Annotated in this window: 21 protein-coding genes and 9 tRNA genes; 15 read left to right on the top strand and 15 right to left on the bottom strand. The window is 69.2% G+C overall.

The annotated features are described in order from the left end of the window. Nucleotides 1-12: 12 nt before the first annotated feature. Nucleotides 13-216, bottom strand: coding sequence for a DUF3460 family protein (locus QZ749_RS19270; protein ID WP_296949976.1), 204 nt, complete (start codon nucleotides 214-216; stop codon nucleotides 13-15). A gap of 84 nt (nucleotides 217-300) precedes the next feature. Further along, nucleotides 301-1,623, bottom strand: a complete 1,323-nt coding sequence (locus QZ749_RS19265) for a hypothetical protein (protein ID WP_296949974.1) — start codon at nucleotides 1,621-1,623, stop codon at nucleotides 301-303. A gap of 160 nt (nucleotides 1,624-1,783) precedes the next feature. On the opposite strand from QZ749_RS19265, the gene QZ749_RS19260 reads away from it, so the two are divergent. Further along, on the top strand, nucleotides 1,784-1,915 hold the full coding sequence (locus QZ749_RS19260; protein ID WP_296949973.1) for a hypothetical protein: 132 nt from the start codon (nucleotides 1,784-1,786) through the stop codon (nucleotides 1,913-1,915). Nucleotides 1,916-2,038: 123 nt separating this feature from the next. Here the strand turns inward: QZ749_RS19260 and metG are convergent, their stop codons facing one another. Continuing rightward, nucleotides 2,039-4,180: a methionine--tRNA ligase gene (metG, locus tag QZ749_RS19255; RefSeq protein ID WP_296949971.1), complete on the bottom strand. Its 2,142-nt coding sequence runs from the start codon at nucleotides 4,178-4,180 to the stop codon at nucleotides 2,039-2,041. 148 nt (nucleotides 4,181-4,328) lie between these two features. Here metG and apbC point away from each other — a divergent pair, with 148 nt between their 5' ends. Both apbC and QZ749_RS19245 read left to right on the top strand, forming a co-directional pair. Then, entirely contained in the window at nucleotides 4,329-5,417 is a 1,089-nt protein-coding gene (apbC, locus tag QZ749_RS19250; RefSeq protein ID WP_296949970.1) for an iron-sulfur cluster carrier protein ApbC, read from the top strand. A 126-nt stretch (nucleotides 5,418-5,543) separates the two neighbouring features. After that, nucleotides 5,544-6,614: an RNA methyltransferase gene (locus QZ749_RS19245; protein WP_296949968.1), complete on the top strand. Its 1,071-nt coding sequence runs from the start codon at nucleotides 5,544-5,546 to the stop codon at nucleotides 6,612-6,614. 126 nt (nucleotides 6,615-6,740) lie between these two features. Here QZ749_RS19245 and QZ749_RS19240 read toward each other — a convergent pair whose 3' ends face one another. Beyond that, a complete protein-coding gene (locus QZ749_RS19240; protein WP_296949966.1) occupies nucleotides 6,741-7,913 on the bottom strand; it encodes a GGDEF domain-containing protein in 1,173 nt (390 codons plus the stop codon). Nucleotides 7,914-8,278: 365 nt separating this feature from the next. Between QZ749_RS19240 and gltX the strand changes: the two genes are divergently transcribed. From gltX to QZ749_RS19195, 9 genes are all read left to right on the top strand, one after another. Further along, nucleotides 8,279-9,670, top strand: coding sequence for a glutamate--tRNA ligase (gene gltX / locus QZ749_RS19235; RefSeq protein ID WP_296949964.1), 1,392 nt, complete (start codon nucleotides 8,279-8,281; stop codon nucleotides 9,668-9,670). An 88-nt stretch (nucleotides 9,671-9,758) separates the two neighbouring features. Beyond that, nucleotides 9,759-9,834: transfer RNA gene (locus QZ749_RS19230), tRNA-Ala, on the top strand. Nucleotides 9,835-9,886: 52 nt separating this feature from the next. Then, nucleotides 9,887-9,962, top strand: a tRNA-Glu gene (locus QZ749_RS19225). 74 nt (nucleotides 9,963-10,036) lie between these two features. Further along, nucleotides 10,037-10,112, top strand: a tRNA-Ala gene (locus QZ749_RS19220). Between the two features lie 36 nt (nucleotides 10,113-10,148). Further along, nucleotides 10,149-10,224 (top strand) — tRNA-Glu (locus QZ749_RS19215). Nucleotides 10,225-10,318: 94 nt separating this feature from the next. Beyond that, nucleotides 10,319-10,394 (top strand) — tRNA-Ala (locus QZ749_RS19210). Nucleotides 10,395-10,490: 96 nt separating this feature from the next. After that, nucleotides 10,491-10,566: transfer RNA gene (locus tag QZ749_RS19205), tRNA-Glu, on the top strand. Between the two features lie 66 nt (nucleotides 10,567-10,632). After that, a tRNA-Glu gene (locus QZ749_RS19200) sits at nucleotides 10,633-10,708 on the top strand. Between the two features lie 72 nt (nucleotides 10,709-10,780). Next, nucleotides 10,781-10,856, top strand: a tRNA-Glu gene (locus QZ749_RS19195). A 72-nt stretch (nucleotides 10,857-10,928) separates the two neighbouring features. Here QZ749_RS19195 and QZ749_RS19190 read toward each other — a convergent pair. From QZ749_RS19190 to QZ749_RS19180, 3 genes are all read right to left on the bottom strand, one after another. Continuing rightward, nucleotides 10,929-12,884 (bottom strand): S8 family serine peptidase, encoded by a 1,956-nt coding sequence (locus QZ749_RS19190; protein ID WP_296949962.1) that lies wholly within the window; start codon nucleotides 12,882-12,884, stop codon nucleotides 10,929-10,931. A 16-nt stretch (nucleotides 12,885-12,900) separates the two neighbouring features. Further along, a complete protein-coding gene (locus tag QZ749_RS19185) occupies nucleotides 12,901-13,170 on the bottom strand; it encodes a hypothetical protein (RefSeq protein ID WP_296949961.1) in 270 nt (89 codons plus the stop codon). A gap of 174 nt (nucleotides 13,171-13,344) precedes the next feature. Further along, nucleotides 13,345-14,832 carry a hypothetical protein gene (locus QZ749_RS19180; protein ID WP_296949959.1) on the bottom strand — a complete coding sequence of 496 codons (1,488 nt, stop codon included), beginning with the start codon at nucleotides 14,830-14,832 and terminating at the stop codon, nucleotides 13,345-13,347. A gap of 430 nt (nucleotides 14,833-15,262) precedes the next feature. Here QZ749_RS19180 and earP point away from each other — a divergent pair, with 430 nt between their 5' ends. From earP to QZ749_RS19165, 3 genes are all read left to right on the top strand, one after another. Continuing rightward, nucleotides 15,263-16,438: an elongation factor P maturation arginine rhamnosyltransferase EarP gene (gene earP / locus QZ749_RS19175; protein WP_296950313.1), complete on the top strand. Its 1,176-nt coding sequence runs from the start codon at nucleotides 15,263-15,265 to the stop codon at nucleotides 16,436-16,438. Between the two features lie 65 nt (nucleotides 16,439-16,503). Continuing rightward, complete coding sequence (locus QZ749_RS19170) at nucleotides 16,504-17,079, top strand: elongation factor P (RefSeq protein WP_296949958.1); 576 nt, start codon at nucleotides 16,504-16,506, stop codon at nucleotides 17,077-17,079. 136 nt (nucleotides 17,080-17,215) lie between these two features. Then, nucleotides 17,216-18,826, top strand: coding sequence for an amidase (locus tag QZ749_RS19165; protein WP_296949957.1), 1,611 nt, complete (start codon nucleotides 17,216-17,218; stop codon nucleotides 18,824-18,826). Nucleotides 18,827-18,886: 60 nt separating this feature from the next. On the opposite strand, the gene QZ749_RS19160 is transcribed toward QZ749_RS19165, so the two are convergent. The 8 genes from QZ749_RS19160 to QZ749_RS19125 form a co-directional block, all read right to left on the bottom strand. Further along, complete coding sequence (locus QZ749_RS19160; protein WP_296949956.1) at nucleotides 18,887-20,344, bottom strand: MFS transporter; 1,458 nt, start codon at nucleotides 20,342-20,344, stop codon at nucleotides 18,887-18,889. A gap of 129 nt (nucleotides 20,345-20,473) precedes the next feature. After that, nucleotides 20,474-20,968 (bottom strand): TssQ family T6SS-associated lipoprotein, encoded by a 495-nt coding sequence (locus tag QZ749_RS19155; protein WP_296949954.1) that lies wholly within the window; start codon nucleotides 20,966-20,968, stop codon nucleotides 20,474-20,476. A 37-nt stretch (nucleotides 20,969-21,005) separates the two neighbouring features. Continuing rightward, nucleotides 21,006-22,295, bottom strand: a complete 1,290-nt coding sequence (locus QZ749_RS19150) for a hypothetical protein (RefSeq protein ID WP_296949952.1) — start codon at nucleotides 22,293-22,295, stop codon at nucleotides 21,006-21,008. A 142-nt stretch (nucleotides 22,296-22,437) separates the two neighbouring features. Beyond that, nucleotides 22,438-23,847 (bottom strand): ATP-dependent RNA helicase DbpA, encoded by a 1,410-nt coding sequence (gene dbpA, locus QZ749_RS19145; RefSeq protein ID WP_296949950.1) that lies wholly within the window; start codon nucleotides 23,845-23,847, stop codon nucleotides 22,438-22,440. A 107-nt stretch (nucleotides 23,848-23,954) separates the two neighbouring features. Beyond that, nucleotides 23,955-24,191 (bottom strand): hypothetical protein, encoded by a 237-nt coding sequence (locus QZ749_RS19140; RefSeq protein ID WP_296949948.1) that lies wholly within the window; start codon nucleotides 24,189-24,191, stop codon nucleotides 23,955-23,957. 64 nt (nucleotides 24,192-24,255) lie between these two features. Next, nucleotides 24,256-24,332: transfer RNA gene (locus QZ749_RS19135), tRNA-Met, on the bottom strand. A gap of 62 nt (nucleotides 24,333-24,394) precedes the next feature. Then, nucleotides 24,395-25,561, bottom strand: a complete 1,167-nt coding sequence (locus tag QZ749_RS19130) for a class I SAM-dependent methyltransferase (RefSeq protein WP_296949947.1) — start codon at nucleotides 25,559-25,561, stop codon at nucleotides 24,395-24,397. A gap of 8 nt (nucleotides 25,562-25,569) precedes the next feature. Beyond that, nucleotides 25,570-25,782: a hypothetical protein gene (locus QZ749_RS19125; RefSeq protein WP_296949945.1), complete on the bottom strand. Its 213-nt coding sequence runs from the start codon at nucleotides 25,780-25,782 to the stop codon at nucleotides 25,570-25,572. Between the last annotated feature and the right edge of the window lie 68 nt (nucleotides 25,783-25,850).

Here is a 25,850-nt window from a genome sequence, read left to right as displayed (position 1 = left end):
GTCAGGTGCCGTTCAGAGCTTGGTCTGGTACGGGTAGGCCTGCTGGCGCAGGCGCGATTCGTTCAAGCGGCGCTGCTCGTCCAGCGAGATCGGCGCCTTGTCCCACAGCAGGGCGCGGCCGGCCTGCTGGCGTTCTTCCATGCCGGGCGTCTTTTCCTTCAGTTCGCGGATGAACTTGGTGTGCTCGGATTCGTACATCGTGTCTTTCTTGGACATGTTCGTGGCTTTTCTGTGGGTCGAAACACACGGCGGTGCGTGGCGCACCGCCGCGTCATGCAAAGGTGAAATGATACCCGCTGCTCAGGCGTCCGGGTGCAGGGCGTTGAGCTGGCGGGCGATGATGTCGTGGTTGAGCCACAGCACCGGCGCGATCTTCTCGGCCGCGCCGTGGAACATCAGCGGGCCGGCGCCTTCCAGCACGAGGGCCGACAGGTGGTCGGTGATCAGCGCCTTCTTGTCCGCGTGCAGCGAGGTGATCTCGTCCGAGGTGCCGATCATCAGGTCGGCCAGCTCCGGCGTGTTGTCCATCGGCCAGGCTTCGAAATTGCGGAACGTGGCGCTCGTCGGCGTCTGCAGGTAGGCTTCGAGCTTGTCGAGGATCGATTGCAGCGACACGCCTTCGCCCAGCAGGGCCTGGCAGGCATCCCACTGCTGCTGCGCCCAGGCGCCGCCGCCCTCTTTCTTGAGGGCGGTCAGCAGCGGGAACAGCGACAATTCGACGCCGACGAAGATGTCGGACGAATTGGTGCGGATTTCCGGGCAGTTGAACACGGTCGCCGCGACCCCCTGGTTCCAGGCCGCGGTGGCGATCGATTCCAGGCGCATCTTGGCATAGCCCTGGGTGTAGTTGGTATAGGTCTGCCAGGTGTAGTCGTCGCCGATCAGCACCTCGGTGCCGTGGTAGCCGTAGGCCGTGTAGCGCACCTGGCCGCCCTTGGCCTCGACGCGCGCGCGGATGCCGCCGGAGGCGTCGATCAGGTAGTTCAACGTGTTGGCGGTGACTTCGTCGAAGTTCATCAGGATCAGCTTGCCCAGGTCGCTGTCCAGCAGCGCGCGCGAGGACATGAAGCGCTCGCCGCGGCCCTTGTAGATGCGGTTGGCGATGGCCAGGAAGGCCTTGATCTTCGGGATGCCGCCGGCCATGGTGTGGGCGAAGAAGACGTTGGCGCCGTCCGGCACCAGCTTGTCGATCTCGGTCATCGCCTGGCGCGCGGACGCGGTGAAGCGGGCGACGCCGGCCTGGCGGCAGGCTTCGATCTTGTCCCAGTCCAGCTTGTCGTCCTGCCAGCTCTTGAGGGTGATACCGGACAGCATCTCGGTCGGATTCCGTTCGCCCGGCGGGGCATCCATGTCGAAGCCGGCCATCAGCGGCACGTTCACGATGCGGCCGCCCAGCTTGGCTTCCGCTTCCGCGTGTTCCTCGGGCGTGAGCGCGCGCAGGCTGCCATCGTCGTTGCGGCGGCCGACCGTGATGCCGACGATCGTCATGCCGGCGGCGCGCGCCTCGTCGATCAGGCCGTTCACATAGCCGCGGCCGAACAGCTCGCCGAACAGGACGAATACGTCGCCCTGGCGGAACAGGTTCGCGTGGGGGATGTGTCGAAGGGCTTGGTATGCGGTCATATTCTTATCTACCACTCAAAAGGATGAAAGTCCGGACGCCGGGCGGCCCCATGCGTCCTGGTTTTTGAAAACAGCGCATTATACTGCCACTGGCGCGCAGAAATTGATGGTAACTTGGCAAGCGCCTCCCACCCCGTTCCCGCCACCCTGGAGGCGCATCATGAAACGATTCCTGTCCAGCTGCACGCTGATCGTCGCCGTATTGTCGGCCGCATGCACGACCCCGTCCAGCAGCCCGCCGGCCTCCGAGCCGGCGCCGGGGGCGGCGGCGAAGGCGCCGCCGATCGCGTGACGGTCGGCAGCGCAGGGGGCAGAGCCCGGTGTTGCTTTTAACAGGGCTCCGACCCCGGTGTCGACCCCGGTGTCGAACGAAGCCGCAACGTAGGGCGCGCACCCCGTGCGCACCGGACGCCGCCTAGCGAATCCGCATCCCCGGCTGCGCGCCCGACACCGGCTCCAGCAGGTAGAGTCCCGGATTGGCCTTCTCGTCCTTGGCGGACGCGCACAGCACCATGCCTTCGGACACGCCGAACTTCATCTTGCGCGGCGCCAGGTTGGCGACCATCACGGTCAGCTTGCCGATCAGCTGTTCCGGCTGGTAGGCCGACTTGATGCCGGAGAACACGTTGCGGTGGCGGCCTTCGCCCACGTCCAGCGTCAGGCGCAGCAGCTTGCTGGAGCCTTCGACGTGTTCGCAGTGGACGATCCTGGCCACGCGCAGGTCGATCCTGGTGAAATCGTCGATCGAGATTTCCGGGGCCAGTTCCTCGACGTCGGACGCGGCGGCGTCCGCCGGCGCGGCGGCCGAAGGCGCGGCCACGGCCGGCGCCGCTGCCGGCGCGGCAGGCTGGGCCGGCTTGTCGAACAGGTCGTCGATCATCTTGGCGTCGACGCGCTGCATCAGGTGGCTGTACGCATTGATCGTGCGGCCCAGCACGGCCGTGTGGACGCGCTCGCCCTGCGTGTCTTCCCAGGAATAGGCCGCGTCGCCCAGGAACTCGCGCACGCGCGCCGCCACGTGCGGCAGCACCGGCGACAGCATGATGGTCAGCTGGCGGAACAGGACCAGGGCGGTCGTGCAGACGTCGTGCAGCTCGGCGGTTTTGCTCTCGTCCTTGGCCAGGATCCAGGGCTTGTTCTCGTCGACGTAGCGGTTGGCGACGTCGGCCACTTCCATGATCTCGCGGATCGCCTTGCCGAATTCGCGCGCCTCGAAGCTGGCCGCGATCGACGCCTGGCGCTCGCCGTGCTCGCCGTTCATGGCGCGCGCGATCCATTCCCTGGCCTGGTCGGACAGGCCGGACGCCAGCTTGCCGTCGAACTTCTTGGCGATGAAGCCGGCGCAGCGGCTGGCGATGTTCACGTACTTGCCGATCAGGTCGCTGTTCACGCGCGCGACGAAGTCCTCGCCGGTGAAGTCCAGGTCCTCGACCTTGCTGTTGAGCTTGAAGGCCAGGTAGTAGCGCAGCCATTCCGGGTTCATGCCCAGTTCCAGGTAGCGCAGCGGCGAGATGCCGGTGCCGCGCGACTTCGACATCTTTTCGTTATTCACGGTCAGGTGGCCGTGGACGTTGACCTTCAGCTTGTCGATGACCGGGTGGCCGGAGAATTCCAGCATCGCCGGCCAGAACAGCAGGTGGAAGGACACGATGTCCTTGCCGATGAAGTGCACCTGCTCGGTGGCCGGGTCGTTCAGGAAGGCGTCGTAGTCGATGCCCTTCTTTTCGAAATAGTTCTTCAGGCTGGCCAGGTAGCCGACCGGCGCGTCCAGCCAGACGTAGAAGAATTTACCGGGGGCGTCCGGGATCGGGATGCCGAAGTAGGGCGCGTCGCGCGAGATGTCCCAGTCGGCCAGCTTCTCGCCGTCCTCGCCCAGCCATTCGGAGACCTTGTTGACCATTTCCGGCTGCAGGCGGCCCGGGGTGTTCAGCCACTGCTTGAGGAACTGGAAGCAGCGCGGATCGGACAGCTTGAAGAAATACTGTTCCGAGGGCTTGAGGATCGGGGTCGAGCCGGTGAACACCGAGTACGGGTTGATCAGCTCGGTCGGCTGGTAGGCGGCGCCGCAGACTTCGCAGTTGTCGCCGTACTGGTCCTTCGCATGGCACACCGGGCACTCGCCCTTGATGTTGCGGTCGGCCAGGAACATGCCCTTGGCCGTGTCGTAGAAACGGTCGACGGTCTTGGTGTAGATCAGGCCGGCGTCGCGCAGGCGGCGGTAGATGCCCTGCGACAGGTCGACGTTTTCCGGCGAATCGGTCGAATACCAGTTGTCGAAGGCGATGTGGAAGCCGTCCAGGTACTGGGCGCGGCCGGCGGCGATGCGCGCCACGAATTCCTGCGGCGTCACGCCTTCCTTCTCGGCGGCGATCATGATCGGGGTGCCGTGGGTGTCGTCGGCGCCGACGAAGTGCACGACGCGCTGCGCACCGCCGTCGTTCTGCATTCGCTGGAAGCGGACCCAGATGTCGGCCTGGATGTATTCCATCATGTGGCCGATGTGGAAGGCTGCGTTGGCGTAGGGCAGTGCGGTGGTGACGAACAGCTGGCGTGTCATGGTCGGGAAAGGGGGATCATGGATGAAAAAAAGCATTTTACCAGTGGATGACCATGAACGCGCAGGGGGGATCTTGCCGGATTTGCCGGTATGCCCGGGCGGCCGGGCTGATTTGCGCTAAACTTGCACATTACCTTCGGAGAACCCCATGAGCATTACCGCAGAAGGCGTCAAGGCCGCGCTGGCCGTCGTCGTCGACCCCAATACCAACAAGGACTTCGTTTCCTCCAAGTCCGTCAAGAACATCCAGGTCGACGGCGACAGCGTCGCCCTCGACATCGAACTCGGCTATCCGGCGAAGAGCCAGGCGGCCGCCATCCGTGCGTCCGTCGTGAACGCGCTGCGCGCCATGCCCGGCGTGGGCAATGTCAGCGTCAACGTCGTCACCAAGGTACTGTCGCACGCCGTGCAGCGCGGCCTGAAGGTGATGCCGAACGTCAAGAACATCATCGCCGTCGCCTCCGGCAAGGGCGGCGTGGGCAAGTCGACCACGGCCGTCAACCTGGCGCTGGCGCTGGCCGCCGAGGGCGCCTCGGTCGGCCTGCTGGACGCCGACATCTATGGTCCGTCGCAGCCGATGATGCTGGGCGTCAGCGGCCGCCCGATCAGCCTGGACAACAAGTCGATGGAGCCGCTCGAAGGCCATGGCGTGCAGGTCTCGTCGATCGGCTTCCTGATCGACCCGGACGAGCCGATGGTCTGGCGCGGCCCGATGGTCGTCCAGGCGCTGCACCAGCTGCTGGAACAGACCAACTGGAAGAACCTGGACTACCTGGTCGTCGACATGCCGCCGGGCACCGGCGACATCCAGCTGACCCTGGCGCAGAAAGTGCCGGTCACCGGCGCCGTGATCGTCACCACGCCGCAGGACATCGCCCTGCTGGACGCGCGCAAGGGCGTCAAGATGTTCGAGAAGGTCGGCATCCCGATCCTGGGCGTGGTGGAAAACATGAGCACCCACATCTGCTCGAACTGCGGCCACGTCGAGGAAATCTTCGGCGCCGGCGGCGGCGAGAAGATGTCGGCGGACTTCAATATCGAGTTCCTGGGCAAGCTGCCGCTGCAGCTGTCGATCCGCGAGCAGACCGATTCCGGCAAGCCGACCGTCGTGGCCGAGCCGGACGGCGCCGTGGCCGGCATCTACAAGGACATCGCGCGCAAGGTGGCCGTGAAGGTGGCGGAGCAGGCCAAGGACATGAGCGCGAAGTTCCCGACCATCGTCGTCAAGAACGACTGAGCCGGCCGTTCGCTACCGTGTGAAGCGTCGTCCCGGCGCGGGCCGGGATCCAGGTTTGCGTGCAGGACGACGCAACTGGATCCCGGGCCTGCGCCGGGACGACGCGCTTCTGCAATAGGCAAGACCATGCGCATCGCCGATATCCGCACCCGCCTGCGCGCCCTGGGCGCCCAGCCACTGCACGAGGACCGCGTCCTGCGCGACTGGGTCCGCGTGATGGACCACGACCGCGGCCGCCGCCGCCCCGACGATTTCCTGCCCAAGCCCGTGCGCGCAGCCCTGCCGCAGCTCGACGCCGAGCTGGACGCGCTGGCCCGCGTCGTCAGCGAGCATCCGGCCGGGGACGGCGCGGCGCGCCTGCTGGTGGGGCTGGCCGATGGCCAGGCGGTGGAGTCGGTGCTGCTGCCGCGCGACGGCGTGTGCGTGTCGAGCCAGGTCGGCTGCGCCGTCGGCTGCCGCTTCTGCATGACGGGCCGCGACGGCCTGCTGCGCCAGGTCACGAGCGGGGAAATCGTGGCCCAGGTCGTGCTGGCGCGGCGCCGCCGGCCGGTGAAGAAGGTCGTGTTCATGGGCATGGGCGAACCGGCGCACAACCTCGACAACGTGCTGGAGGCGATCGACCTGCTCGGCATCGAGGGCAATATCGCGCACAAGAACCTGGTGTTCTCGACCGTGGGCGACCTGCGCGTGTTCGAGCGCCTGCCGGCCGGCCGCGTGAAGCCGGCACTGGCCCTGTCGCTGCACACGACGAAGCCGGCGCTGCGCGCGCAACTGCTGCCGCGCGCGCCGCGCCTGGACCCGGCCGAACTGGTCGCGCACGGCGAGCGCTATGCGCGCCTGACCGGCTACCCGATCCAGTACCAGTGGACGCTGCTGGACGGCGTCAACGACGGCGAGGACGAGCTGGACGCCATCGTCGCGCTATTGCGCGGCAAGTATGCCGTGCTCAACATGATTCCCTATAACTTCAATCCGGGCCTGCCGTTCCGCCGGCCCGACTGGGGCCGGGCCCGCGCGATCGCCGCCCGCCTGCTCGGGCGCGGCGTGCTGACCAAGCTGCGCGACTCGGCCGGCCAGGACGTCGACGGCGGTTGCGGCCAGTTGCGGGCGCGCGCGGCGCCGGCGGTGCGCCCGCTGGTGCGGCACCGGGCGCCGGCAGCGCACGGCGGGCACGGGGTGCCGACGCGCGACACATGACATGTGCCTTGGCCCGGACGTAGGTGGGCCGCGCCACCTGATCACGCGTGACGCCTGCACGGTCCACGCCCCCTGGCCCGGCCGCAAGGCCCCGAGCAGCGTGGCGAAGCGCGCCGGCCGCGCTCGTCAGTGCGCCGCGACGGCTGCCTGGGCGTGCGCGTCGAACTGGCGCGCGCGCACGCGGTTGCGGCCGGCGCGCTTGGCTTCGTACATCAGTTCGTCCGCGGCGGCGATCAGGGCCTGCGGCGCGATGGCGCGGTCGGCCGCGAAGTCGGCGCTGGCCACGCCGAAGCTGGCCGTCGCCGCCAGTTCGTGGCCGCAGCAGTCGATGCGCTGGGCGGCGCAGGCGGCGCGGATGCGCTCGGCCAGTTCGCAGGCGCCGCTCAGGCGGGTCTCCGGCAGGATGATCAGGAATTCCTCGCCACCGTAGCGCACCACCGTGTCGACCGAATCGCGCGTCAGCGCCTGCAGCAGGGTGGCGAAGCCGCGCAGCAGGGTGTCGCCGGCCTGGTGGCCATGGGTGTCGTTGACGGCCTTGAACCCGTCCAGGTCGCACATGATCAGCGACAGGCTGAGGCGGTAGCGGCGCGCCCGCGCGATTTCGCCGTCGAGCAGGGCGGCGTTCAGGTGGCGCCGGTTGTAGCAGCCCGTCAGCGGATCGCGGACCGACAGGTTCGTCAGCACCTGCTGGGCGCGGTACTGCTCGCGCCACAGGCGGGCGTAGCGGTTGCCGGCCAGCGCGCCGAACGCGTTGGCGAACAGGATCAGCAGGCTCATCGATGCCAGGTGGCGCGTGCTCTCCACGTGCTGGTGCCAGGACAGCAGCAGGAAGACGGCGCTGCCGCCGGCGGCGATCGCCAGCGCATGCAGCGGCCGGTTCGGGATGAAGACCTGGATGACGATCACGATGATCAGCATCGACATCGCGTGCAGCAGCACGTCCAGCGGCCGGTGCTGGATCACCAGCATGTAGCTGGCGATCCAGAACGCGGTGAACAGGCTGGAGGCGCGATAGGCGGCGCGCACCTGGTCTTGCGCGCGGCGCACGTAGCGCCAGGCCAGGTACGCCACGGCCGGCACGGCCAGCCGGGTCAGCAGCGGACCGGCGGCGCCGGCGCCGAGCACGACGATGTCGTTGATGCCGAACATCAGGTAGAACAGCGAACACAGCAGCAGTGCCCGGCGCAGGTAGCGCAGGATGGTGCCGGATTGCTGGTGCAGGAAGCCGGCTTCCGTCGTCGCCGACGAAAACTCGCCGCGCAGGCGCGCAATGGTGGCGTTGCTCGGATCGTTCGGCATGGAAGACGCGGGGATGGAAATGCTGAAATAAGCGCAAGACTGTAGCCAGTCTTCTAATTTCTGTAAAGTAATAACTCAAATTGCTCAAAGAAAACCGGGTCATCGCGGCGCGAGTGTTGCGGCGGCGCCGCGCAGGGGGCAGTTCGGCACGCACGCCGTTAGCCTGTAAAATAGCCGCTTGTCCCGACATCCGGCTGGCCCCGGCGGCCCGCGCCGCGCGCACTGCGCCGCGGCATGCCGCCGCCAGCCATGTTCCAACAAGCAGACACGTCCGCAACTGCGGCCGGCCCCGGCCGTGCCGCCGCCGCGACGCGTTCCGAGCAATCCGTCCCGTTCCTTGCGGGCCTTATCTATTCGTTTCGACCATGACCGTCCGTACCCGTTTCGCTCCCAGCCCGACCGGCTATCTCCACCTCGGCGGCGCCCGCACCGCGCTGTATTCGTGGGCGTACGCCCGCCACTTCGGCGGCACCTTCGTCCTGCGCATCGAAGATACCGACCTGGAGCGTTCGACGCCGGAAGCCGTGCAGGCCATCCTCGACGGCATGAAGTGGCTCGGCCTCGACCACGACGAAGGCCCGTTCTACCAGATGCAGCGCATGGACCGCTACCGCGAGGTCGTCAAGGGCATGCTGGCAGCCGGCACGGCCTACCTGTGCTATTGCTCGCCGGAGGAAGTGGAAGCCATGCGCGAGCGCATGCGCGCCGCCGGCGAAAAGCCGCGCTACGACGGCACCTGGCGTCCGGAGCCGGGCAAGACGCTGCCGGCCGTGCCGGAAGGCGTGAAGCCGGTGGTGCGCTTCAAGAATCCGCTCGACGGCGAAGTCACCTGGCACGACGTGGTCAAGGGGCCGATCACGATCGCCAACAAGGAGCTGGACGACCTCGTCATCGCGCGTCCGGACGGCACGCCGACCTATAACTTCTGCGTGGCCGTGGACGACTGGGACATGAAGATCACGCACGTGCTGCGTGGCGACGACCACGTCAACAACACGCCGCGCCAGATCAACATCCTGAACGCGCTCGGCGCCGAGCTGCCGCAGTACGGCCACCTGCCCATGATCCTGGGCCCGGACGGCCAGAAGCTGTCGAAGCGCCACGGCGCGGTCAGCGTCATGCAGTACCCGGAGCAGGGCTTCCTGCCGGAAGCGATGCTCAACTACCTGGCGCGCCTGGGCTGGAGCCACGGCGACGACGAGATCTTCTCGATGCAGCAGTTCACCGAGTGGTTCAACCTCGAACACCTGACCGCCTCGGCCGCCCAGTTCAATCCGGAAAAGCTGGCCTGGCTGAACAACCACTATATCAAGCAGTCGGACAACGCGCGCCTGGCGCAACTGGCCCGTCCGGTGCTCGAGCGCGACGGCGCCGTGTTCGACGGCGCGCCGCCGCTGGCCGCCGTGCTGGGCCTGCTGAAGGAGCGTACCAATACCATCAACGAGCTGGCCGACGCCGCCATGCTGTTCTACCGCGCGCCGAAGCCGGACGCGGCATTGCTGGCCCAGCACCTGACCGATGCCGTGCGCCCGGCGCTGGCGCAGTTCGCCGATCGCGTGGCCGACGTCGAATGGACCAAGCCGGCGCTGTCGGCCATGATGAAGGAAGTGCTGGCCGCCAACGGCCTGAAGATGCCGCAACTGGCCATGCCGCTGCGCCTGCTGTTGACCGGCCAGCTGCAGACGCCGGCCATCGACGCCGTGCTGGAATTGTTCGGCCGCGACGTCGTGCTGGCGCGCGTGCGCCAGGGCCTCTGAGCGTCCCGGAAATCGCGGACGGCCGATGCCTTTTGGGTATTTGCGAAATGCAAGGGCGTCCGCTATAATGCTCGCACTTCAGCACTGCGGGGGTATAGCTCAGCTGGGAGAGCGCTTGCATGGCATGCAAGAGGTCAGCGGTTCGATCCCGCTTACCTCCACCACGTTCTGAAGTGTGTAGCAAAGGTAGCAGGCAGTAACGATATGCAGTCCAGGGTCCCCATCGTCTAGAGGCCTAGGACATCACCCTTTCACGGTGAGTACCGGGGTTCGAATCCCCGTGGGGACGCCAGAATGCGTAGGCGGTGTCGAAAAAACGACGCTGTCAGAAGTTCAAGCAGTATGTTATAGTGTTGTTTTCCCGAGGGGGGTATAGCTCAGCTGGGAGAGCGCTTGCATGGCATGCAAGAGGTCAGCGGTTCGATCCCGCTTACCTCCACCAAAGCAGGGAAAACGATACGTAGCATTGCAGTCCAGGGTCCCCATCGTCTAGAGGCCTAGGACATCACCCTTTCACGGTGAGTACCGGGGTTCGAATCCCCGTGGGGACGCCAAGAATTTGTGTCAGGTTGTGCAAGGAAGCCGCCTTGAGCGGCTTTTTTGTTGAGTGCAGGGGTTGTCCAGCGACCTGCGCGACGTAGTAACAACGGGGGTATAGCTCAGCTGGGAGAGCGCTTGCATGGCATGCAAGAGGTCAGCGGTTCGATCCCGCTTACCTCCACCAAACATGGTCGGGCCGGATGGTGTCGCGTACACGATCCGGGTCGGCGAAAACCGGGGTCGGAGCCCTGAAAGGCAACACCGGGCTCCGACCCCCTAGGTCCCCATCGTCTAGAGGCCTAGGACATCACCCTTTCACGGTGAGTACCGGGGTTCGAATCCCCGTGGGGACGCCAAAAAACCTGGCAGGGCGGCAAGCGCCGGGTTTTTGATGATATGATGCCGCCACAGTCACGTTTTAGGTCCCCATCGTCTAGAGGCCTAGGACATCACCCTTTCACGGTGAGTACCGGGGTTCGAATCCCCGTGGGGACGCCAGGTTGTCGCAATGTTTCCGCCATCGGGCGGGAAGGGCGGCGCCAGGCAAGTGTAGTGCAGGAACAGTTTTAGGTCCCCATCGTCTAGAGGCCTAGGACATCACCCTTTCACGGTGAGTACCGGGGTTCGAATCCCCGTGGGGACGCCAGTCTACAACCGGAGCAGACCACCGTGCGTGCGCGGACAGGTGCTCCGGTTGTTCTTTTTCCGGCCGCCGCGTTCACCACCCTTGCGGCCGCAATCCCGCGACGTTGAACGGAAAGGCGCCGATGCCGATCGGCCGCGGTCCGGCCATGCCCGGATACGCGATGCCGCCCAGGGCGCCCAGGCCGCCCAGTCCGATTCCTCCCGGGCCGCCCATGCCACCCATGCCGGCCTCCGCCATCGGCATCCCCGTACCCGCCACGCCGCCCAGCAGCGAACCCAGCATCTGCTCGAACGCCTGCTGCTGTCCCGGCGCCACGGCCAGGCCCAGCGCCACCAGCGCATCCGGCATGCCATGGCCCGTATGCGTGGGGTCGGACCGCGTGACGCGGCGCGCGCTCATGCGGATCAGCTGGAACAGCCGTTCCACCCGGTCCGCCGAGCGTATCCGTCCCTGCCCCTGGAAGGCGGGATGGTGCGCCAGCATCGGCGCCGCCAGGCCGGTGACGTGCGGTGCGGCCATCGAGGTGCCGTCCCAGGCCGCGAAATTATTCGGCGGCACCGAGGAGACGATGGCGACGCCCGGCGCGCACACGTCGACTTCGGGACCGAAGCAGCTGAAGCTCGCCGTGAAATAGCCCTGGGCGTCGACGTCCGCCTTGATGGTCTCGGCATGGTAGCTGTCGCGCGGGAACTCGTCGATCTTGCCGATCGCGGCCACTGCCAGCACGTTGGGCGACGATGCCGGATATTGCACGGGCCCGCCCGAATTGCCGGCGGCGCAGATGCAGGCGATGCCCGCCTGCCTGGCGCGCAGGATCTGCTGCTCGAGCGCCGCCGACGGCCCGCTGCCGCCCAGGCTCAGGTTGACGACGTCGACCTGGTGCTCGATGCAGTATTCGAGCGCCTCGATCAACTGGCTGATCTGGCCGCCGGGGAACAGCTTGCAGGCATGGATCTCGGCGTCCGGCGCGAAGCCGCGGATGCCGAAGGTGGGATCGGCGCCCGCGATCACGCCGGCGCAGTGCGAGCCGTGGCCGAGCACATCCTGGGTCCACGTGTCGGGATGCTTGCCGATGATGTCGAAGCCGGCGCGCACCCGGTTCAGGTTGGCATGGCTCGTGGCCACGCCGGAATCGATCACCGCGATCTTGACGCCCTGGCCGCGCAAGCCGGCCGGCACCTGGTCCAGGCGCATCGCGCGTTCGCCCCAGCCCATCGCGCCGCGCGCGGGAAAGCCCGGCAGCGGCGGCCAGTTCGACAGCGCGTGCAGGCCGATCACGTTGGGTTCGTCGACGGCGAGGTCGGGGTCGCGCTGGTAGAAGCTCCAGTAGTCGGCGCGCGGCTTGACGTAGACGCCGCTGATCGTGTGCGGCGAGTCGCCGCGCACCGTCAGCGTGACCTGGCCGTTCTCGTCGGTCTGGCCGGCGGCGGGCTGCAGCCCGCCGAACAGCGATACCTCGGCGCCGGCCAGGCGCGCGCCCTGCTTGTCGACCACGACCAGCGACACCTGGAACTGCGGGCCGTCGTTGGCGGTGAACGAATTGACCAGCGTCGGATGGCGCGGCACCGGGTCGAGCAGGTGCAGGTGCTGGTCGCGTTCCACCAGCAAGCGCCCTTGGCCCTGCTGGCGCAGCGCCTGCGCCTTGTCGTCGGTCATGCGCGCCACCAGCGTGCCGGCACTGGCTTCCATGCCGGCGCCGAACAGGCCGATGCCGGTCGTGCCGACCGTGCGTACCACGTCGATGTCGGACGCGTTGCGCAGCGCCTGCTCGACCGATTGCAGCGGCGGCGGCGCGAGGGCGCCCGCGCCCAGGGCGAGCGCATGCAGGCCGGCGGGCGCGGCTTGCGGGGTGATCAGGTACTGCTTGCGCCGTTCGGTCACCCGCCGTCCGGCGGGATCGCCCGCACCGCCGCCAGCGCCGCCACCGCCGGCACCGCGTGCGCCGCGCGGCGCTTCCGGGCCGCGTTCGGGGTCCTGGGGCGTGCCATCCGGCCCATCGGGCTGGCCGCCGCTTGGAGTCTTGGCCATGTCTGTTCCTTTCGCATCAGAGTGCTGCCTGCCGGTCGAACAGCGACAGCGGGCTGTCCGGCTCGATCATCAACTGGTTGGAGGTGCTGAACGACTGCCTGAGCTGCTCGGCGGTCGCCGCGTCGGTCTCGACCACCGCGGTGTGCGGCTGCTGCTGCGGCCCGATGGCCTCGAGCAGCCTGACCGCGGGGTTGGTACGGATGCCCGCGATGAAGGCGGCAAGCACCGGTCCCTCGTGGACGGTGCGGATGATGTAGCGGCTGGTCCCACTGGCGTTCGGCATCATGTCTCCTTCGGTCGTGTTGCCCCGTGGCGGGGCGAGACGGCCCGAGCGCGGCGCGCTGGCTGCGGCGGGCCGGTTGGCGTGCCGGCGCCCGCGGCGGCCGGGCCGGCCACAGCCGCACCGCAGTGGCGCGGGGTGGCGTGGCCTGGCCTGGCCCGGGCGGGCGTCGGCCGCGGCTTAATGCAGCGTCGGGCCCCCGGCCTGCTGGCCCGGCACCTGCTGCCCGTAGCCGCCCTGCTGCGCGAACGCCTGGTAGATCGGGAACTGGCCCGGATGCACCTGCTGGCCGAATGCCTGCCCCTGCGCTGCGGCGGCATACGGATCGACGGCGAACGGCAGCATGCCGCCCAGGTGCGAGGCGATGCCGCCGATGGTGCTGCCCAGTTGCTGGTTGCCGGCCAGGCCGCCGATGACGCCGCCCAGCGGCTTGCCGATCTGGCCGAGTACGTTGCCGAACCAGCCCTGCGGCGCCAGCTGGCCCTGCTGGCCCTGCAGCGCCTGCAGCTGGGCCAGTTGCTGCATCTGCTGCTGCTGCTGCTGCTGCTGCTGGGCCTGCTGCTGGTAGGGATCGACCGAGAACGGCAGCATGCCGCCCAGGTGCGAGGCGATGCCGCCGATGGTGCTGCCCAGCTGCTGGTTGCCGGCCAGGCCGCCGATGACGCCGCCCAGCGGCTTGCCGATGTGGCCCAGCACGTCGCCGAACCAGCCCTGCGGCGCCAGCTGGCCCTGCTGCGCCTGCTGCTGGGCCAGCTGCTGCAGCTGCTGGACCTGGTAGGGATCGACCGAGAACGGCAGCATGCCGCCCAGTTGCGCGGCGAGGCCGCCGATGGTACTGCCCAGTTGCTGGTTGCCGGCCAGGCCGCCGATGAAGCCGCCCACCGGCTGGCCCAGCTGGCTCAGGGCGTTGCCGAACCAGCCCTGCGGCGCCATCTGGCCCGGTTGCTGCGCCTGCTGCTGCGGCGGTTGTTGCGGCGGTTGCTGCGCCTGCTGCTGCTGCGGTTGCTGCGGATTGAACGGCAGCGGGAAGAAGCCGCCGTACGGCATGCCGAAGATGCCGGGCTGGCGCGGCGGGATCATGTCGGGAATCATGTCGGCCAGCGAGGGCTTGCCGAAGCGCGGGAACAGGCCCTGCGGCGCGACCTGGCCTTGCTGGGCAAGTTGCTGCTGCAACTGCTGCTGCAACTGCTGCTGATAGGGATCGACCGAGAACGGCAGCATGCCGCCCAGGTGCGAGGCGATGCCGCCGATGGTGCTGCCCAGTTGCTGGTTGCCGGCCAGGCCGCCGATGACGCCGCCCAGCGGCTTGCCTATCTGGCTCAGCACGTTGCCGAACCAGCCCTGCGGCGCCAGCTGGCCCTGCTGGCCCTGCAGCGCCTGCAGCTGGGCCAGCTGCTGCAACTGCTGGGCCTGCTGAGCCTGCTGCGCTTGCTGCAGCTGTTGATAGGGGTCGGCCGACAGCGGCAGGAAGCCGCCGCCGATGCCGCCTGCCAGCTGGCCGATCTGGCCGCCCAGTTGCGAATTGCCGAACAGGCCGCCGATGCCGCGGCCGACCAGCCCGCCGAGCGGGCCGCCCAGTACGCTGCCGAAGAATCCCTGCGGCGCCAAGCCTTGTGCCAGTTGCTGTCCTGCCTGTTGTCCAACCCCGGGTTGCTGAAATTCGTACATGATCGACGTCTCCTGTGGTTGCGGCCGCCGTCCGGACACGGCGCGATGCGCGCCGGACGCCATGCACCACGCACGGCCGCGGTGGTTGAAGGATCGCCGCGGCGCCGGATGCGCGCCGGTCTCGCCGTGGCGATGGACGCGGGCTGCTGTGCTGCCCGCTTTGCTACAGGTGGCTGTTGGACCGGGGCGCCCCGGCGAAGTTTGTGCGAAGTTGGACGTTCGCCCCGTGAATCGTCGTGACGCATTCGCGCATTGCGATGGCGCAGAAGGAACCGGGTTTGCACCGGATTCGTGCGGACACTCCCTGTCGTCGTGCGGCATCGGTGGCCAGGACGTCGAACAGGCTCTTGATTTCATGAAATCCGGTACAATCTCCGGCCCGCGCCGCCGGGCGCCTTCCCGCCATCCTTCACCGTTTTCCTTGTCACGCATGCTCCACGCCGCCGCCCGCCCGACCTCGCTCGCCATCTTCTGCAAGGTCGTCGACAACTATGGCGACATCGGCATCTGCTGGCGCCTGGCGCGCCAGTTGCGCCACGAGCACGACATCGCGGTGACGCTGTGGGTCGACGACCTGGCGAGCTTTCGTCGCATCTGGCCGGCGGTGGACGTCGATGCCGACGCGCAGGCGGTGGACGGCGTGCAGGTGCGCCACTGGCGCGGCCAGGACGGCGCGTTCGCGCCCGAGGACGTGGCCGACATCGTGATCGAGTTCTTCGGCGTCGACATCCCGCCCGGCTACGTGGCGGCGATGGCGCAGCGCACGCCGCGCCCGGCCTGGATCAACTACGAGGGATTGAGCGCCGAAGCATGGGTCGAGGGGTGCCACCGGCTGCCGTCGATGCACCCGCGCCTGCCGCTGACCAAGCATTTCTTCTTTCCCGGCTTTACCGACCGGACGGGCGGACTGCTGCGCGAGCGGGCATTGCTGGACGCGCGCGACCGCTTCCAGGCCGACCCCGCCGCGCAGGCGGCGTTCCTGGCGCGGCTCGGCGTCGCGCCCGCCGAGATGGACGCCTTCCGCGTCAGCCTGTTCTGCTATCCGGAGGCGCCGGTCGCGCCGCTCTTCGACGCCTGGCGCGACGGCGGCCGGCCGCTGACCTGCCTGGTGCCGGAAGGCGTGGCACGCGTCCCGGTAGAGGCGTTCCTCGGCGGCGCGGCCGTCCCCGGCGCGCAGGCGACGCGCGGCGCCCTGACGCTGCGCGTCGTGCCGTTCATGCGGCAGGACGACTACGACCGTCTGCTGTGGGCCTGCGACCTGAACGTCGTGCGCGGCGAGGATTCCTGGGTGCGCGCCCAATGGGCGGGCAAACCGTTCATCTGGCACATTTATCCGCAGGATGAAAACTTGCATCATGTTAAACTCCGCGCTTTCCTGCAGCGGAGCGCGGAAGGCCTGCCGGGCCTGACCGCATTTTCCCTGCGCTGGAATGGCGCGGGACATCCCGACATGGACGGGAGCGCGGCCGACTGGCGGCCGTTGTGGACGTCCCTGCAAGCCGAACTGCCGGCGATCACGCAGCGCAATGCCGAGTGGCAGGCGCGGATGTTGGCAAACGGCGACTTGGTGGGCAATCTGCTGGCTTTCGTCCGGTCGCTGCCGTAGGCGGCGCGCCGGGGACGTGGTATGATGCTCGATTAACGCAACTCACATTTGAATTACATATTCCTATGAAACCCGCAAAAGAAATCCGTGTCGGCAACATCATCATGGTCGATGCCAAGCCCTTTATCGTGCTGCGCTCCGACGTCAACGGCTCGAGCCGCACGGGCTTCACCTACAAGTGGAAGATGAAGAATCTTCTCACCAACGCCCCGCTGGAAAACGTGTTCCGCGGCGACGACAAGTTCGACGTCGTCGTGCTGGACAAGAAGCCGGTGACCTACTCGTACTTCGCCGACCCGCTGTACGTCTTCATGGATGAAGAGTACAACCAGTACGAAATCGAAGAAGAAAACATGGGCGACGCCATCAACTACCTGAAAGACGGTATGGAATGCGAAGCCGTGTTCTACGACGGCAAGGCCATCTCGGTCGAACTGCCGATCACCATCGCGCGCCAGGTCATCTACACCGAGCCGGCCGTCAAGGGCAATACTTCGGGCAACGTCCTGAAGGAAGCCAAGATCGAGAACGCGATCGAAGCCAAGCAGTTCACCATCCAGGTGCCGCTGTTCGTCAACCAGGACGACGTCATCGAGATCGACACCCGTACCGCCGAGTACAAGAAAGTGGTCCGCAACTAAGCTGCCGCCGCTTCAGGAAAAACGCTGCCCACGGGCAGCGTTTTTTTTCGTCCGCGTTTTCCTGGCTTCGACACGTAGTCGTGTCACATAGGCAAGTTTGCTGCTATGCTGGCGCATTCATTTCACGGAGGAAGGCATGGAGCGCAGGGATTTCGTTCGACTCGGACTCGCCGCCGGCAGCGCCGCGGCCGCCACCGCCATCGCGCGCACGGCGCAGGCCGCCGTACCGGAGGCCGCGCCGGTCGCGGATCCACTGCTGGAAGCCGGCGTCCAGGAGCAGCAGGCCCGCATGCAGGCCGGGACGCTGACGGCCGTCGCGCTGGCGCAGCGCTACCTGGCGCGCATCGCCGCCATCGACAAGGCCGGGCCTGCCATCAATGCCGTGATCGAACTGAACCCCGACGCCCTCGCGATTGCCGCCGATCTCGACCGCGAGCGCAAGGCCGGCAAGGTGCGCGGTCCGCTGCACGGCATTCCCGTGCTGCTGAAGGACAATATTGCCACCGGCGACCGCATGAGCACCAGCGCCGGCTCGCTGGCGCTGGACGGCGTGCGCGCCAGCCGCGACGCCTTCATCGTGCAGCGCCTGCGCGCGGCGGGCGCCGTCATCCTCGGCAAGACCAATCTGTCGGAATGGGCCAATATGCGCTCGACCCATTCGACCAGCGGCTGGAGCGGCCGCGGTGGCCAGACCCGCAATCCGTATGCGCTGGACCGCAATCCCAGCGGGTCGAGTTCCGGCGCCGGCGCGGCGATGGCGACCAGCCTGGCGACGCTGGCGGTCGGCACCGAGACCGACGGCTCGATCGTCTCGCCGGCCTCGACCTGCGGCATCGTCGGCATCAAGCCGACGCTGGGCCTGGTCAGCCGCAGCGGCATCATTCCCATCGCCCACTCGCAGGACACGGCCGGCCCGATGACGCGCAGCGTGGCCGACGCCGCGCTGCTGCTGGCCGCGCTGGCCGGCCCCGATCCGCAGGACGCGGCGACCGCGGACAGCCGCGGCAAGCCGGCCGACTTCGCCGCCGCGCTGCGCGGCGACGGCCTGCGGGGCAAGCGCATCGGCGTCGCGCGCAATGCCTTCGGCAGCGACAAGGCCGTCGATGCGGTCGTCGAGGCCGAGCTGGCCGTGCTGAAGGCGCAGGGGGCGGTGCTGGTCGACGTGCAGGTGCCGAACATCGACAAGTACGGGGACAGCGAGCTCGCCGTCCTGCTGGCCGAGTTCCGCCCGGGCCTGGAAGCGTACCTGGCCGCCTACGCGCCCCACGCGCCGGTCAAGACCATGGCCGACGTGATCGCCTTCAACGAGAAGCAGGCGGCGCGCGAGCTGCGCTTCTTCGGCCAGGAACACCTGGTCGCGGCGCAGGCCATGCCGGGCCTGGAGGACGCGGCCTACCGCGCCGCGCTGGCCGACAACCGGCGCCATGCGCGCGCCGAAGGCATCGACCAGGTCCTGCGCGCGGAAAAGCTCGACGCGCTGGTTGCGCCGACCGGCGGCGTGGCCTGGCTGACCGACTACATCAACGGCGACCACTACGGCGGCAGCTTCTCGTCGCCGGCGGCCGTGGCCGGCTATCCGCACGTGACGGTGCCGGCCGGCCACGTGCATGGGCTGCCGGTCGGCATCTCCTTCGTCGGCACCGCCTGGACCGACGCGGCGCTGATCGGCATGGCCCATGCCTACGAGCAGGCGAGCCGGCGGCGCCGGGCGCCGACGTTTCCGGCGTCGGTGAACCCGCGCGCCTGAATGCCGTGGCAGCTGCCTGGCGAGGCGCCGGGACGGCGGGCGCGCGTCCGGCGCCAGGCTTCAGTCGGTGCGCTCCTGGTGCCCGGCCGCCGGCGGCGGCTTGCCGTCGGCGTCGACCCAGATGAAGGCGCACACGGCCGCCGCCGCGGCGCTGGCCGCGCACACGGCCAGCGCCGCGTGGAAGGGCGCCAGCAGCGCCTCGCCGCGCGCCGTCAGCACCAGACCCAGCAGGGCGGTGGCGATCAGGCCGCCGGCGCGCGCGACGGCGCTGTTGAAGCCGGACGCCACGCCCGTGCGGCTGCCGTCCACGGAGGACAGCACGGCCGTGGTCAGCGGCGAGGCGACGCAGGCCATGCCGACGGCGATCGTCAGGATGGCCGGCAGTACCGTGGCCACGTAGTCGCCCTTGCCGATGCGTAGCGCCAGCAGGAAGCCGCCGGCCACGACCAGCGCGCCGATCGACAGCGGCAGGCGCGAGCCGATCCGGCCGGCCAGCCGCCCCATCGGCGGCGAACCCAGCGCCATCACGACGGGGAAGGGCAGCAGCGCGGCGCCGGCCTGCTTGGCCGAGTAACCGAGCGCCTCGATCAGGATGTAGGGCACCAGCAGCATCAGCGCACCCAGCGCCCCGTACAGCAGGAAGGTCATCAGGTTCAGGCCGGAAAAGCTGCGCGAGGCGAACAGCGCCAGCGGCAGCATCGCGCCTTCGCCGGCGCGCCGCTCGACGCGCAGGAAGGCCAGCAGGATCGCCGTGCCGGCCAGCACGGCCAGTGCGGACGCGACGCCGAAGGCCTTGGCGGCGGAGGCGGACGCCAGGCCCCAGGTGACGCAGCCCAGCCCCAGGCTGGCCAGCAGCGCCCCGCCCGGATCGAGGGCGGCGCGCTGGCCGCCGGACGGCGCCTTCACGTAGCGCCAGCCCATGAACAGGGCGGCCGCCGCGATCGGCAGGTTGATGGTGAAGACGGCGCGCCAGCCGACCGTGTCGATCAGCCAGCCGCCCAGCAGCGGTCCGATGGCGCCGGCGCCGGCGCCGGCCGCGGCCCAGATGCCGATCGCCTTGCCGCGTGCCTTGCCCTCGAAGGTGGCGCCGAGGATCGCCAGGCTGTTCGGCAGGACCATGGCCGCGCCGATGCCCTGCCATACCCGCCCTCCGACCAGCAGCCACAATCGCGGCGCCAGCGCGCACAGCAGCGAGGCGACGGCGAACACGGCGATGCCTCCCAGCAGGATGCGGCGCCGTCCGAAGCGGTCGCCGGCCGCGCCGCCCAGCAGCAGCAGGGCGCTGAGCGGCAGCAGGTAGCCGTTCACGACCCAGGACAGGCCGGCGCCGTCGCCGCCCAGGTCGCGCCCGATCGACGGCAGCCCGACGTTGACGACGGAGCCGTCGATGAAGGCCAGGCTGCTCGACAGGATCGAGGTCGCCAGCACGAGGTGCGGATGGGCGCTGCGCGCGGCCGGCGCGGCGGCCGGGGCGCCCTCGGCCAGCGGCCGGTCGCAGTGGGACGGGACGGTGCTCATGCCGTGGCTCCGGCGAACGGTGGCGGCGGCGCCGGCGGCGCGGAGAGATGTGCTGGGATCATGGCCGCGATGGTGCGCGGCGCCGGCCGGCGCCGTCTGTTCGCATGCGCACGCAAGCCCGCGCCAGCCTCAGCGTCCGGCCGCCTGCTTGGCCCGGGTGAATACCGGCCCCCAGAGCGGATGGCCGTGCTCGCCGGGCGCCAGGTCGAAGTCGGGGTCGAGGCGCAGCGCCTTATCGAAGGCCTGGCGGCACTGCGCCGGACGCGACGTCACGCAATAGCTGAAGGCCGTGTACTTCAGCGCCGCCAGCCGCGTCGCCAGCGGGCCGTTGTTGACGTCGCGCGCGGCCAGGCGCCGGATCGCGCCGGCATAGTCGCCGTCGTCGTACAGCCTGATGCCTTCCTGCAGGCCCGTGGACTCCCTGGGGGCGTCGTCCCGCTCGTGCGGGCGCTCCTTCGGGCGCGCGGCCGGTTCGCGCGCCGTCGCGTCGCGTTCGGCCACGGCGGCCTTCGGGTGCGCGGCGTTGCGGGCCGGTTTCTTGTCGAAGATGGGGAACTCGGCGCAGCCGCCCAGCAGGACGGCGACGGCGAGGAGGGACGGCAGGGCGGTGCGCTGGATGATCATCGGGCTGCGTGGCGGTTGGGAGGCCGGCCGGCGGACGTCATGGCGCGGCCTCGTTGAAGTCGACGGCGATGCTGTCGCCGCCGGCGGCGGTATCGATCTCCAGCACGCGGTCGTGGAAGTTCGGATTGGCGATGCGCACCGTGTGCCTGCCCGGCGCGAGCACGAGGCGCTTGACGGGCGGGCTGACGCCGCGGTCGACGCCGTCCACGTAGACGACGCCCCAGGGCTGGATCAGCAACTTGTAGGCGTTGCCGTCCGCGGCCGGGGCGGCCGCCGCGCGGGCGGGCGCGGCGGGATGCGTCCCCGCGTTCGCCGCCGGATTTTCGACGGGATGCTCGGCCGGATACCCGGCTGAATACCCGGCTGGATTCGCCGGCTGCGGGGACCCGGCCGCGGCGGCGCCGGCCGGCGCGGGGACGTCGCCCGGCGGCGCGGCCGGCCCGTGGGCTTCGCCGGCCTGCGGCAGCGTCAGCACGATGCGGTCGAAGGAGCTGGCGTCGCGCAGCTCGGCGAACACGGCCAGGGCCAGCGCCAGCAGCACGGCGCCGGCGCCGCCCGCCACGGCCCAGCGCTGCCAGCGCGCGAGGCCGCGCCAGCGCCGGCCGCGGCCGGAAGCCGGGGCAAGGGCGCGGGCGAGGACGGCCGCGTCCATGGCTGCCGCCGCGGCCGACGAGGGCTGGGACGGCACGGCCGCTGGCGCGTCCATGGGGGCGGCTGCGGTGAAAGCGGTGGATGACGGCGCGGTGGAAGCGGCGCCTGCGGCGGCGCCGGAAGTGGTGCCTGAAGCGGCGGCATGCGGTGCAGCGTGTGGCGCAGGCCGTATGGCGGCGTCGGCGCCGATGGCCGGCGCCGGCGTGACCGGCGGCCCCAGCGGCACGATGCCGAGCAGGTTGCGCAGCGCCTCGACGGTCTGCGGGCGCTCGGCCGGGGCGGGCGCCATGCAGCGGTCGACGGCCGTCACCAGGGCCTCGCTGTAGCCGGGCGCGCGCCCGCGCAGCGGCCCGGCGGGCGCCAGTTCGCGCGTGACGGCGTAGTGCACGACGCGCGCCAGCGCGTTCAGGTCGCCGGCTTCGTCGCCTTCGGCGGCGGCGCCCGGCGTCGGGACGAGCAGCGGCTCGCCGTTCTCGTGGAAGACGATGGTGTCGGGCGTGATGGGCCGGTGCGGCATGCGCATGGCGTACTGCAGTTCGAGCGACTGCAGTACCTGGCGGAAGATGCGGCGGCACCAGGGTTCGTCGACCTGGTCGGGACTGTACTCGACGATGTCGCGTACCGTGCGGCCTTCGAGGTGCTGGTGCGGCGGTCCGATGGTTGATTGCGTGGTCATTTCGGCAAGGCTCCTGGTCAGATCATGCCAGATTTGGCGCCTTGGCGTTTGCCGCCAACTCAACCGTGCGCGCCCCCTGGGGCGTCGTCGACCGGTGCCACGGACTCGTCCGCAGGGCGGGCACCCCGGGCCCGCCCTGCGATCATGCGTCGATGAACCGCATCTTGAAGTTGCGGCCCTTGATCGTGCCGAAGTCGACGCCCAGCGGATTGCCGCCGTTCAGGCGGTCGAAGGCATCCTGGGCCACGCGGCGGTCCAGCGCCACGTAGGCGTTGAACTCGAAAATATTGATCTTGCCGACCTGTTCCTTGACGAGGCCGGCGTCGCCGGTCAGCGCGCCCAGCAGGTCGCCCGGACGCAGCTTGTCCTTCTTGCCGCCGGCGATGCACAGGGTCACCATCGGGGCCGGGTCGGCGGCGCCGTCGCCGTCGTCCAGCGAGGCGAGGTCGTACCACTCGGCCTCGATGCCCTGCATCTCCTCGATCAGGCGCACGAAGCGCTTCTCGTTGGGGGCGGCCAGCGTGACGGCCAGGCCGGTCTCGCCCGCGCGGCCGGTGCGGCCCACGCGGTGCACGTGGACTTCCGGATCCTTCGACACGTCGACGTTGACGACCAGTTCCAGCCCGGCGATGTCGATGCCGCGCGCGGCCACGTCGGTCGCGACCAGCACCGTGCAGCTGCGGTTGGCGAACATGACCAGCGTCTCGTCGCGGTCGCGCTGCTCCATCTCGCCGTACAGCGCGCGCGCCGTGAAGCCGGCGGCGCGCAGCGTCTCGGCCAGTTCGCGGCAGCGCGCCTTGGTGTTGCAGAAGGCGATCGCCGAGGTCGGCTGGTAGTGGCGCAGCACGCGCGCCACCGCGGCGTCGCGGCCGTCGAAGCCGATCTCGTAGAACTGCTGGTCGATCTGGTTCTGCGCGTGGCGGGTCTCGACGGCGACTTCTTCCGGGTCGGCCAGGAAGCGTTCGGTGGCCTGGCGGATGTCGTCCGGGTAGGTGGCCGAGAACAGCAGCGTCTGGCGGTGCTTCGGGCATTCGCGCACGATGGCCGCGATCTCGTCGTAGAAGCCCATGTCGGTCATGCGGTCGGCCTCGTCCAGCACCAGGGTGCGCAGGCGCGCCAGGTCGAGCGTCTTCTTCGACAGGTGGTCCTGCACGCGGCCCGGCGTGCCGACCACGATGTGGGCGCCGAATTCCAGCGAGGCGATCTGCGGGCGCATCGGGATGCCGCCCGTGAGCGTGACGATCTTGACGTTGCCGATGCCGCGCGCCAGGCGGCGCAGTTCGCCCGCGACCTGGTCGGCCAGCTCGCGCGTCGGGCACAGCACCATGCCCTGCACGGCGAACAGCGCCGGGTTCAGGCGCAGCAGCATGCCGATGCCGAAGGCGGCGGTCTTGCCGCTGCCGGTCTTGGCCTGGGCGATCAGGTCGCGCCCCTGCAACACGACGGGGAGCGTGGCGGCCTGCACCGGCGTCATCTCCTTGTAGCCGAGCTGGTCGAGGTTGGCGAGGAAGGGGGCTGCCAGTTGCAGCGAGGCGAAGGAGGTATCGGACATGGGATGGCGGCGTAAGGCGTGGGCACGAAAAAAACGCCGCCCGCAGGCAGCGCAACGAATGATACGGTATGACGACAATGCAGGATGCGCTGGTCTTGCTCGTTATCTTAATCCGGTTTCCAGACCGGCAGGCCGGTCAGGTCGAGATCCGGATCGCGCTTCCAGACCGGCAGGCCGGTCGCATCGGTATCTTCCAGCAGGGCCAGCTGTTCCTGCCTGAGCGCCATGCGGCGCGGGCGCGGGCCGCTGCGCTTCGGTTCCGGGACAACGACACTGGCATCGGTATCGGGTCCGGACTCGAAGCCCGGCAAATCGATCGTCGCGTTGTCTTTCTTGTCTCTCATGCGCTTGCCACGGCCCAGAAAACAAAAGCCCGGCTACGAGAGTCGGGCTTTTGTCATGCGAATTTGGTTGCGGGGACAGGATTTGAACCTGTGACCTTCGGGTTATGAGCCCGACGAGCTGCCAGACTGCTCCACCCCGCGTCTGAGAACGCTATTGTATCGCGATCGGGCCGCGAACGCAAATCGGCTTGCCGAACGCGCCGTCAGGCCGCGCGCAGGCGCCACAGCGAGGTGACTTCGCGCATGCGCGCCGCGGCCAGCGGATCGTCCGGGTCGCTGGCCTTCGGATGGGTCGGGCGGATGTCGTGGCGCCCGGCCACGGCCAGGCCCGCCGCGGCGATCCAGTCGAGCAGCTGCGCGCGCGTGCGCAGGCCCAGGTGCTCGGCCAGGTCGGACACGATCAGCCAGCCTTCGCCGTCCTCCAGCAGGTGGTCCTTCAGGCCGGCCAGGAAACCCTTGAGCATGCGGCTGTCCGGATCGTAGACCGCATGTTCGATGGCCGAGCTGGGCTTGCCGGGCAGCCACGGCGGATTGCACACGACCAGGGCGGCGCGGTCCTGCGGGAACAGGTCGGCGCGCACCACCTCGACCTGGCCGGCCAGGCCCAGGCGTTCGATGTTGGCACGCGCGCAGCCGAGCGCGCGCGCGTCCAGGTCGGTGGCGACCACGCGCCGCACCCCGCGCCGCGCCAGGATGGCCGACAGCACGCCGGTGCCGGCGCCGACGTCGAAGGCGCTGGTGGCGCCGGGCGGCAGCGGCGCCTGCGCGACCAGTTCCAGGTATTCGCCGCGCACCGGCGAGAACACGCCGTACCAGGGGTGGATGCGCTCGTCCAGCGCGGGCACGAACACGCCCTTGCGGCGCCACTCGTGGGCGCCGATCGCGCCCAGCAGTTCGCGCAGCGACGCCACGTGCGGCGCGTCCGCGGGCCCCCAGGCTTCGGTGCAGGCCTCGCGCACGTCGGGCGCGCGGCGCAGCGGGATCGCATGGCCGGCATCGAACGGGATCAGGAGCATCGCCAGCGTGCGCGCCCGCTGCAGCTGGGCCAAGCGGTGGCGGTGGAACTGCTCGGTGGGCGTCGGCGCCGGCTTGCCGGCCCTGGCCTTGGCGGAGCGCTTCGCGCGCTCGCCCTTGTGGTCGATGCGGCGCGCCAGCGCCTGCACCAGCTGGCGCGCGTTCTGGAAGTCGCCGCGCCACAGCAGGGCGGTGCCGTCCAGCGCCAGCCGGTAGGCCGTGTCGGCGTTCATGGTGTCGTCGGCCGGCACGACCTTCTTCGGGGCCGGCCAGCCGCTTTCCGAGCGCCACAGCGCCGAGCGCTGCTCGCCGTGCTCGACCCAGTGGATGCGCGCCGCGCCGTCGGCCGTGGTCATCGCGGCGCTCAATGGTGGTGGTGCGAGTGGGTGGCGCCCGTTTCGACGAAGGCTTTCACGGTCTCCGCGTTGCCGGTGGCATGGCGCCTGATCTCGCCGCAGCCGCAGATGCCCTGGTAGGGCGTGATGTGCGAGCAGGCGGAAACCTGTTGCAGGAATACCTTGACGGGCTTGGCGCACTTGGCGCACTTGAAGGTCAGGATGCGGGCGGGTTTGGACATGGTCGATCGTGTGAAAGGGTCAAGCGTCGCGCGGGCGCCGGCCGGGGCCGGCCTGCACGATTGCGCAC

It is taken from the genome of uncultured Massilia sp., assembly GCF_913773735.1.
GTDB lineage: Bacteria > Pseudomonadota > Gammaproteobacteria > Burkholderiales > Burkholderiaceae_D > Telluria.
The sequence above is the reverse complement of the archived record's forward strand: the minus strand, read 5'-3'. Positions and strand labels throughout refer to the sequence as shown.

Bases quoted from the DNA above. Each gene is read 5' to 3' on its own strand.
- QZ749_RS19270 (WP_296949976.1), bottom strand. From the start codon at position 216: ATGTCCAAGAAAGACACGATGTACGAATCCGAGCACACCAAGTTCATC.
- QZ749_RS19265 (WP_296949974.1), bottom strand. From the start codon at position 1,623: ATGACCGCATACCAAGCCCTTCGACACATCCCCCACGCGAACCTGTTC.
- QZ749_RS19260 (WP_296949973.1), top strand. From the start codon at position 1,784: ATGAAACGATTCCTGTCCAGCTGCACGCTGATCGTCGCCGTATTGTCG.
- metG (WP_296949971.1), bottom strand. From the start codon at position 4,180: ATGACACGCCAGCTGTTCGTCACCACCGCACTGCCCTACGCCAACGCA.
- apbC (WP_296949970.1), top strand. From the start codon at position 4,329: ATGAGCATTACCGCAGAAGGCGTCAAGGCCGCGCTGGCCGTCGTCGTC.
- QZ749_RS19245 (WP_296949968.1), top strand. From the start codon at position 5,544: ATGCGCATCGCCGATATCCGCACCCGCCTGCGCGCCCTGGGCGCCCAG.
- QZ749_RS19240 (WP_296949966.1), bottom strand. From the start codon at position 7,913: ATGCCGAACGATCCGAGCAACGCCACCATTGCGCGCCTGCGCGGCGAG.
- gltX (WP_296949964.1), top strand. From the start codon at position 8,279: ATGACCGTCCGTACCCGTTTCGCTCCCAGCCCGACCGGCTATCTCCAC.
- QZ749_RS19190 (WP_296949962.1), bottom strand. From the start codon at position 12,884: ATGGCCAAGACTCCAAGCGGCGGCCAGCCCGATGGGCCGGATGGCACG.
- QZ749_RS19185 (WP_296949961.1), bottom strand. From the start codon at position 13,170: ATGATGCCGAACGCCAGTGGGACCAGCCGCTACATCATCCGCACCGTC.
- QZ749_RS19180 (WP_296949959.1), bottom strand. From the start codon at position 14,832: ATGTACGAATTTCAGCAACCCGGGGTTGGACAACAGGCAGGACAGCAA.
- earP (WP_296950313.1), top strand. From the start codon at position 15,263: ATGCTCCACGCCGCCGCCCGCCCGACCTCGCTCGCCATCTTCTGCAAG.
- QZ749_RS19170 (WP_296949958.1), top strand. From the start codon at position 16,504: ATGAAACCCGCAAAAGAAATCCGTGTCGGCAACATCATCATGGTCGAT.
- QZ749_RS19165 (WP_296949957.1), top strand. From the start codon at position 17,216: ATGGAGCGCAGGGATTTCGTTCGACTCGGACTCGCCGCCGGCAGCGCC.
- QZ749_RS19160 (WP_296949956.1), bottom strand. From the start codon at position 20,344: ATGAGCACCGTCCCGTCCCACTGCGACCGGCCGCTGGCCGAGGGCGCC.
- QZ749_RS19155 (WP_296949954.1), bottom strand. From the start codon at position 20,968: ATGATCATCCAGCGCACCGCCCTGCCGTCCCTCCTCGCCGTCGCCGTC.
- QZ749_RS19150 (WP_296949952.1), bottom strand. From the start codon at position 22,295: ATGACCACGCAATCAACCATCGGACCGCCGCACCAGCACCTCGAAGGC.
- dbpA (WP_296949950.1), bottom strand. From the start codon at position 23,847: ATGTCCGATACCTCCTTCGCCTCGCTGCAACTGGCAGCCCCCTTCCTC.
- QZ749_RS19140 (WP_296949948.1), bottom strand. From the start codon at position 24,191: ATGAGAGACAAGAAAGACAACGCGACGATCGATTTGCCGGGCTTCGAG.
- QZ749_RS19130 (WP_296949947.1), bottom strand. From the start codon at position 25,561: ATGACCACGGCCGACGGCGCGGCGCGCATCCACTGGGTCGAGCACGGC.
- QZ749_RS19125 (WP_296949945.1), bottom strand. From the start codon at position 25,782: ATGTCCAAACCCGCCCGCATCCTGACCTTCAAGTGCGCCAAGTGCGCC.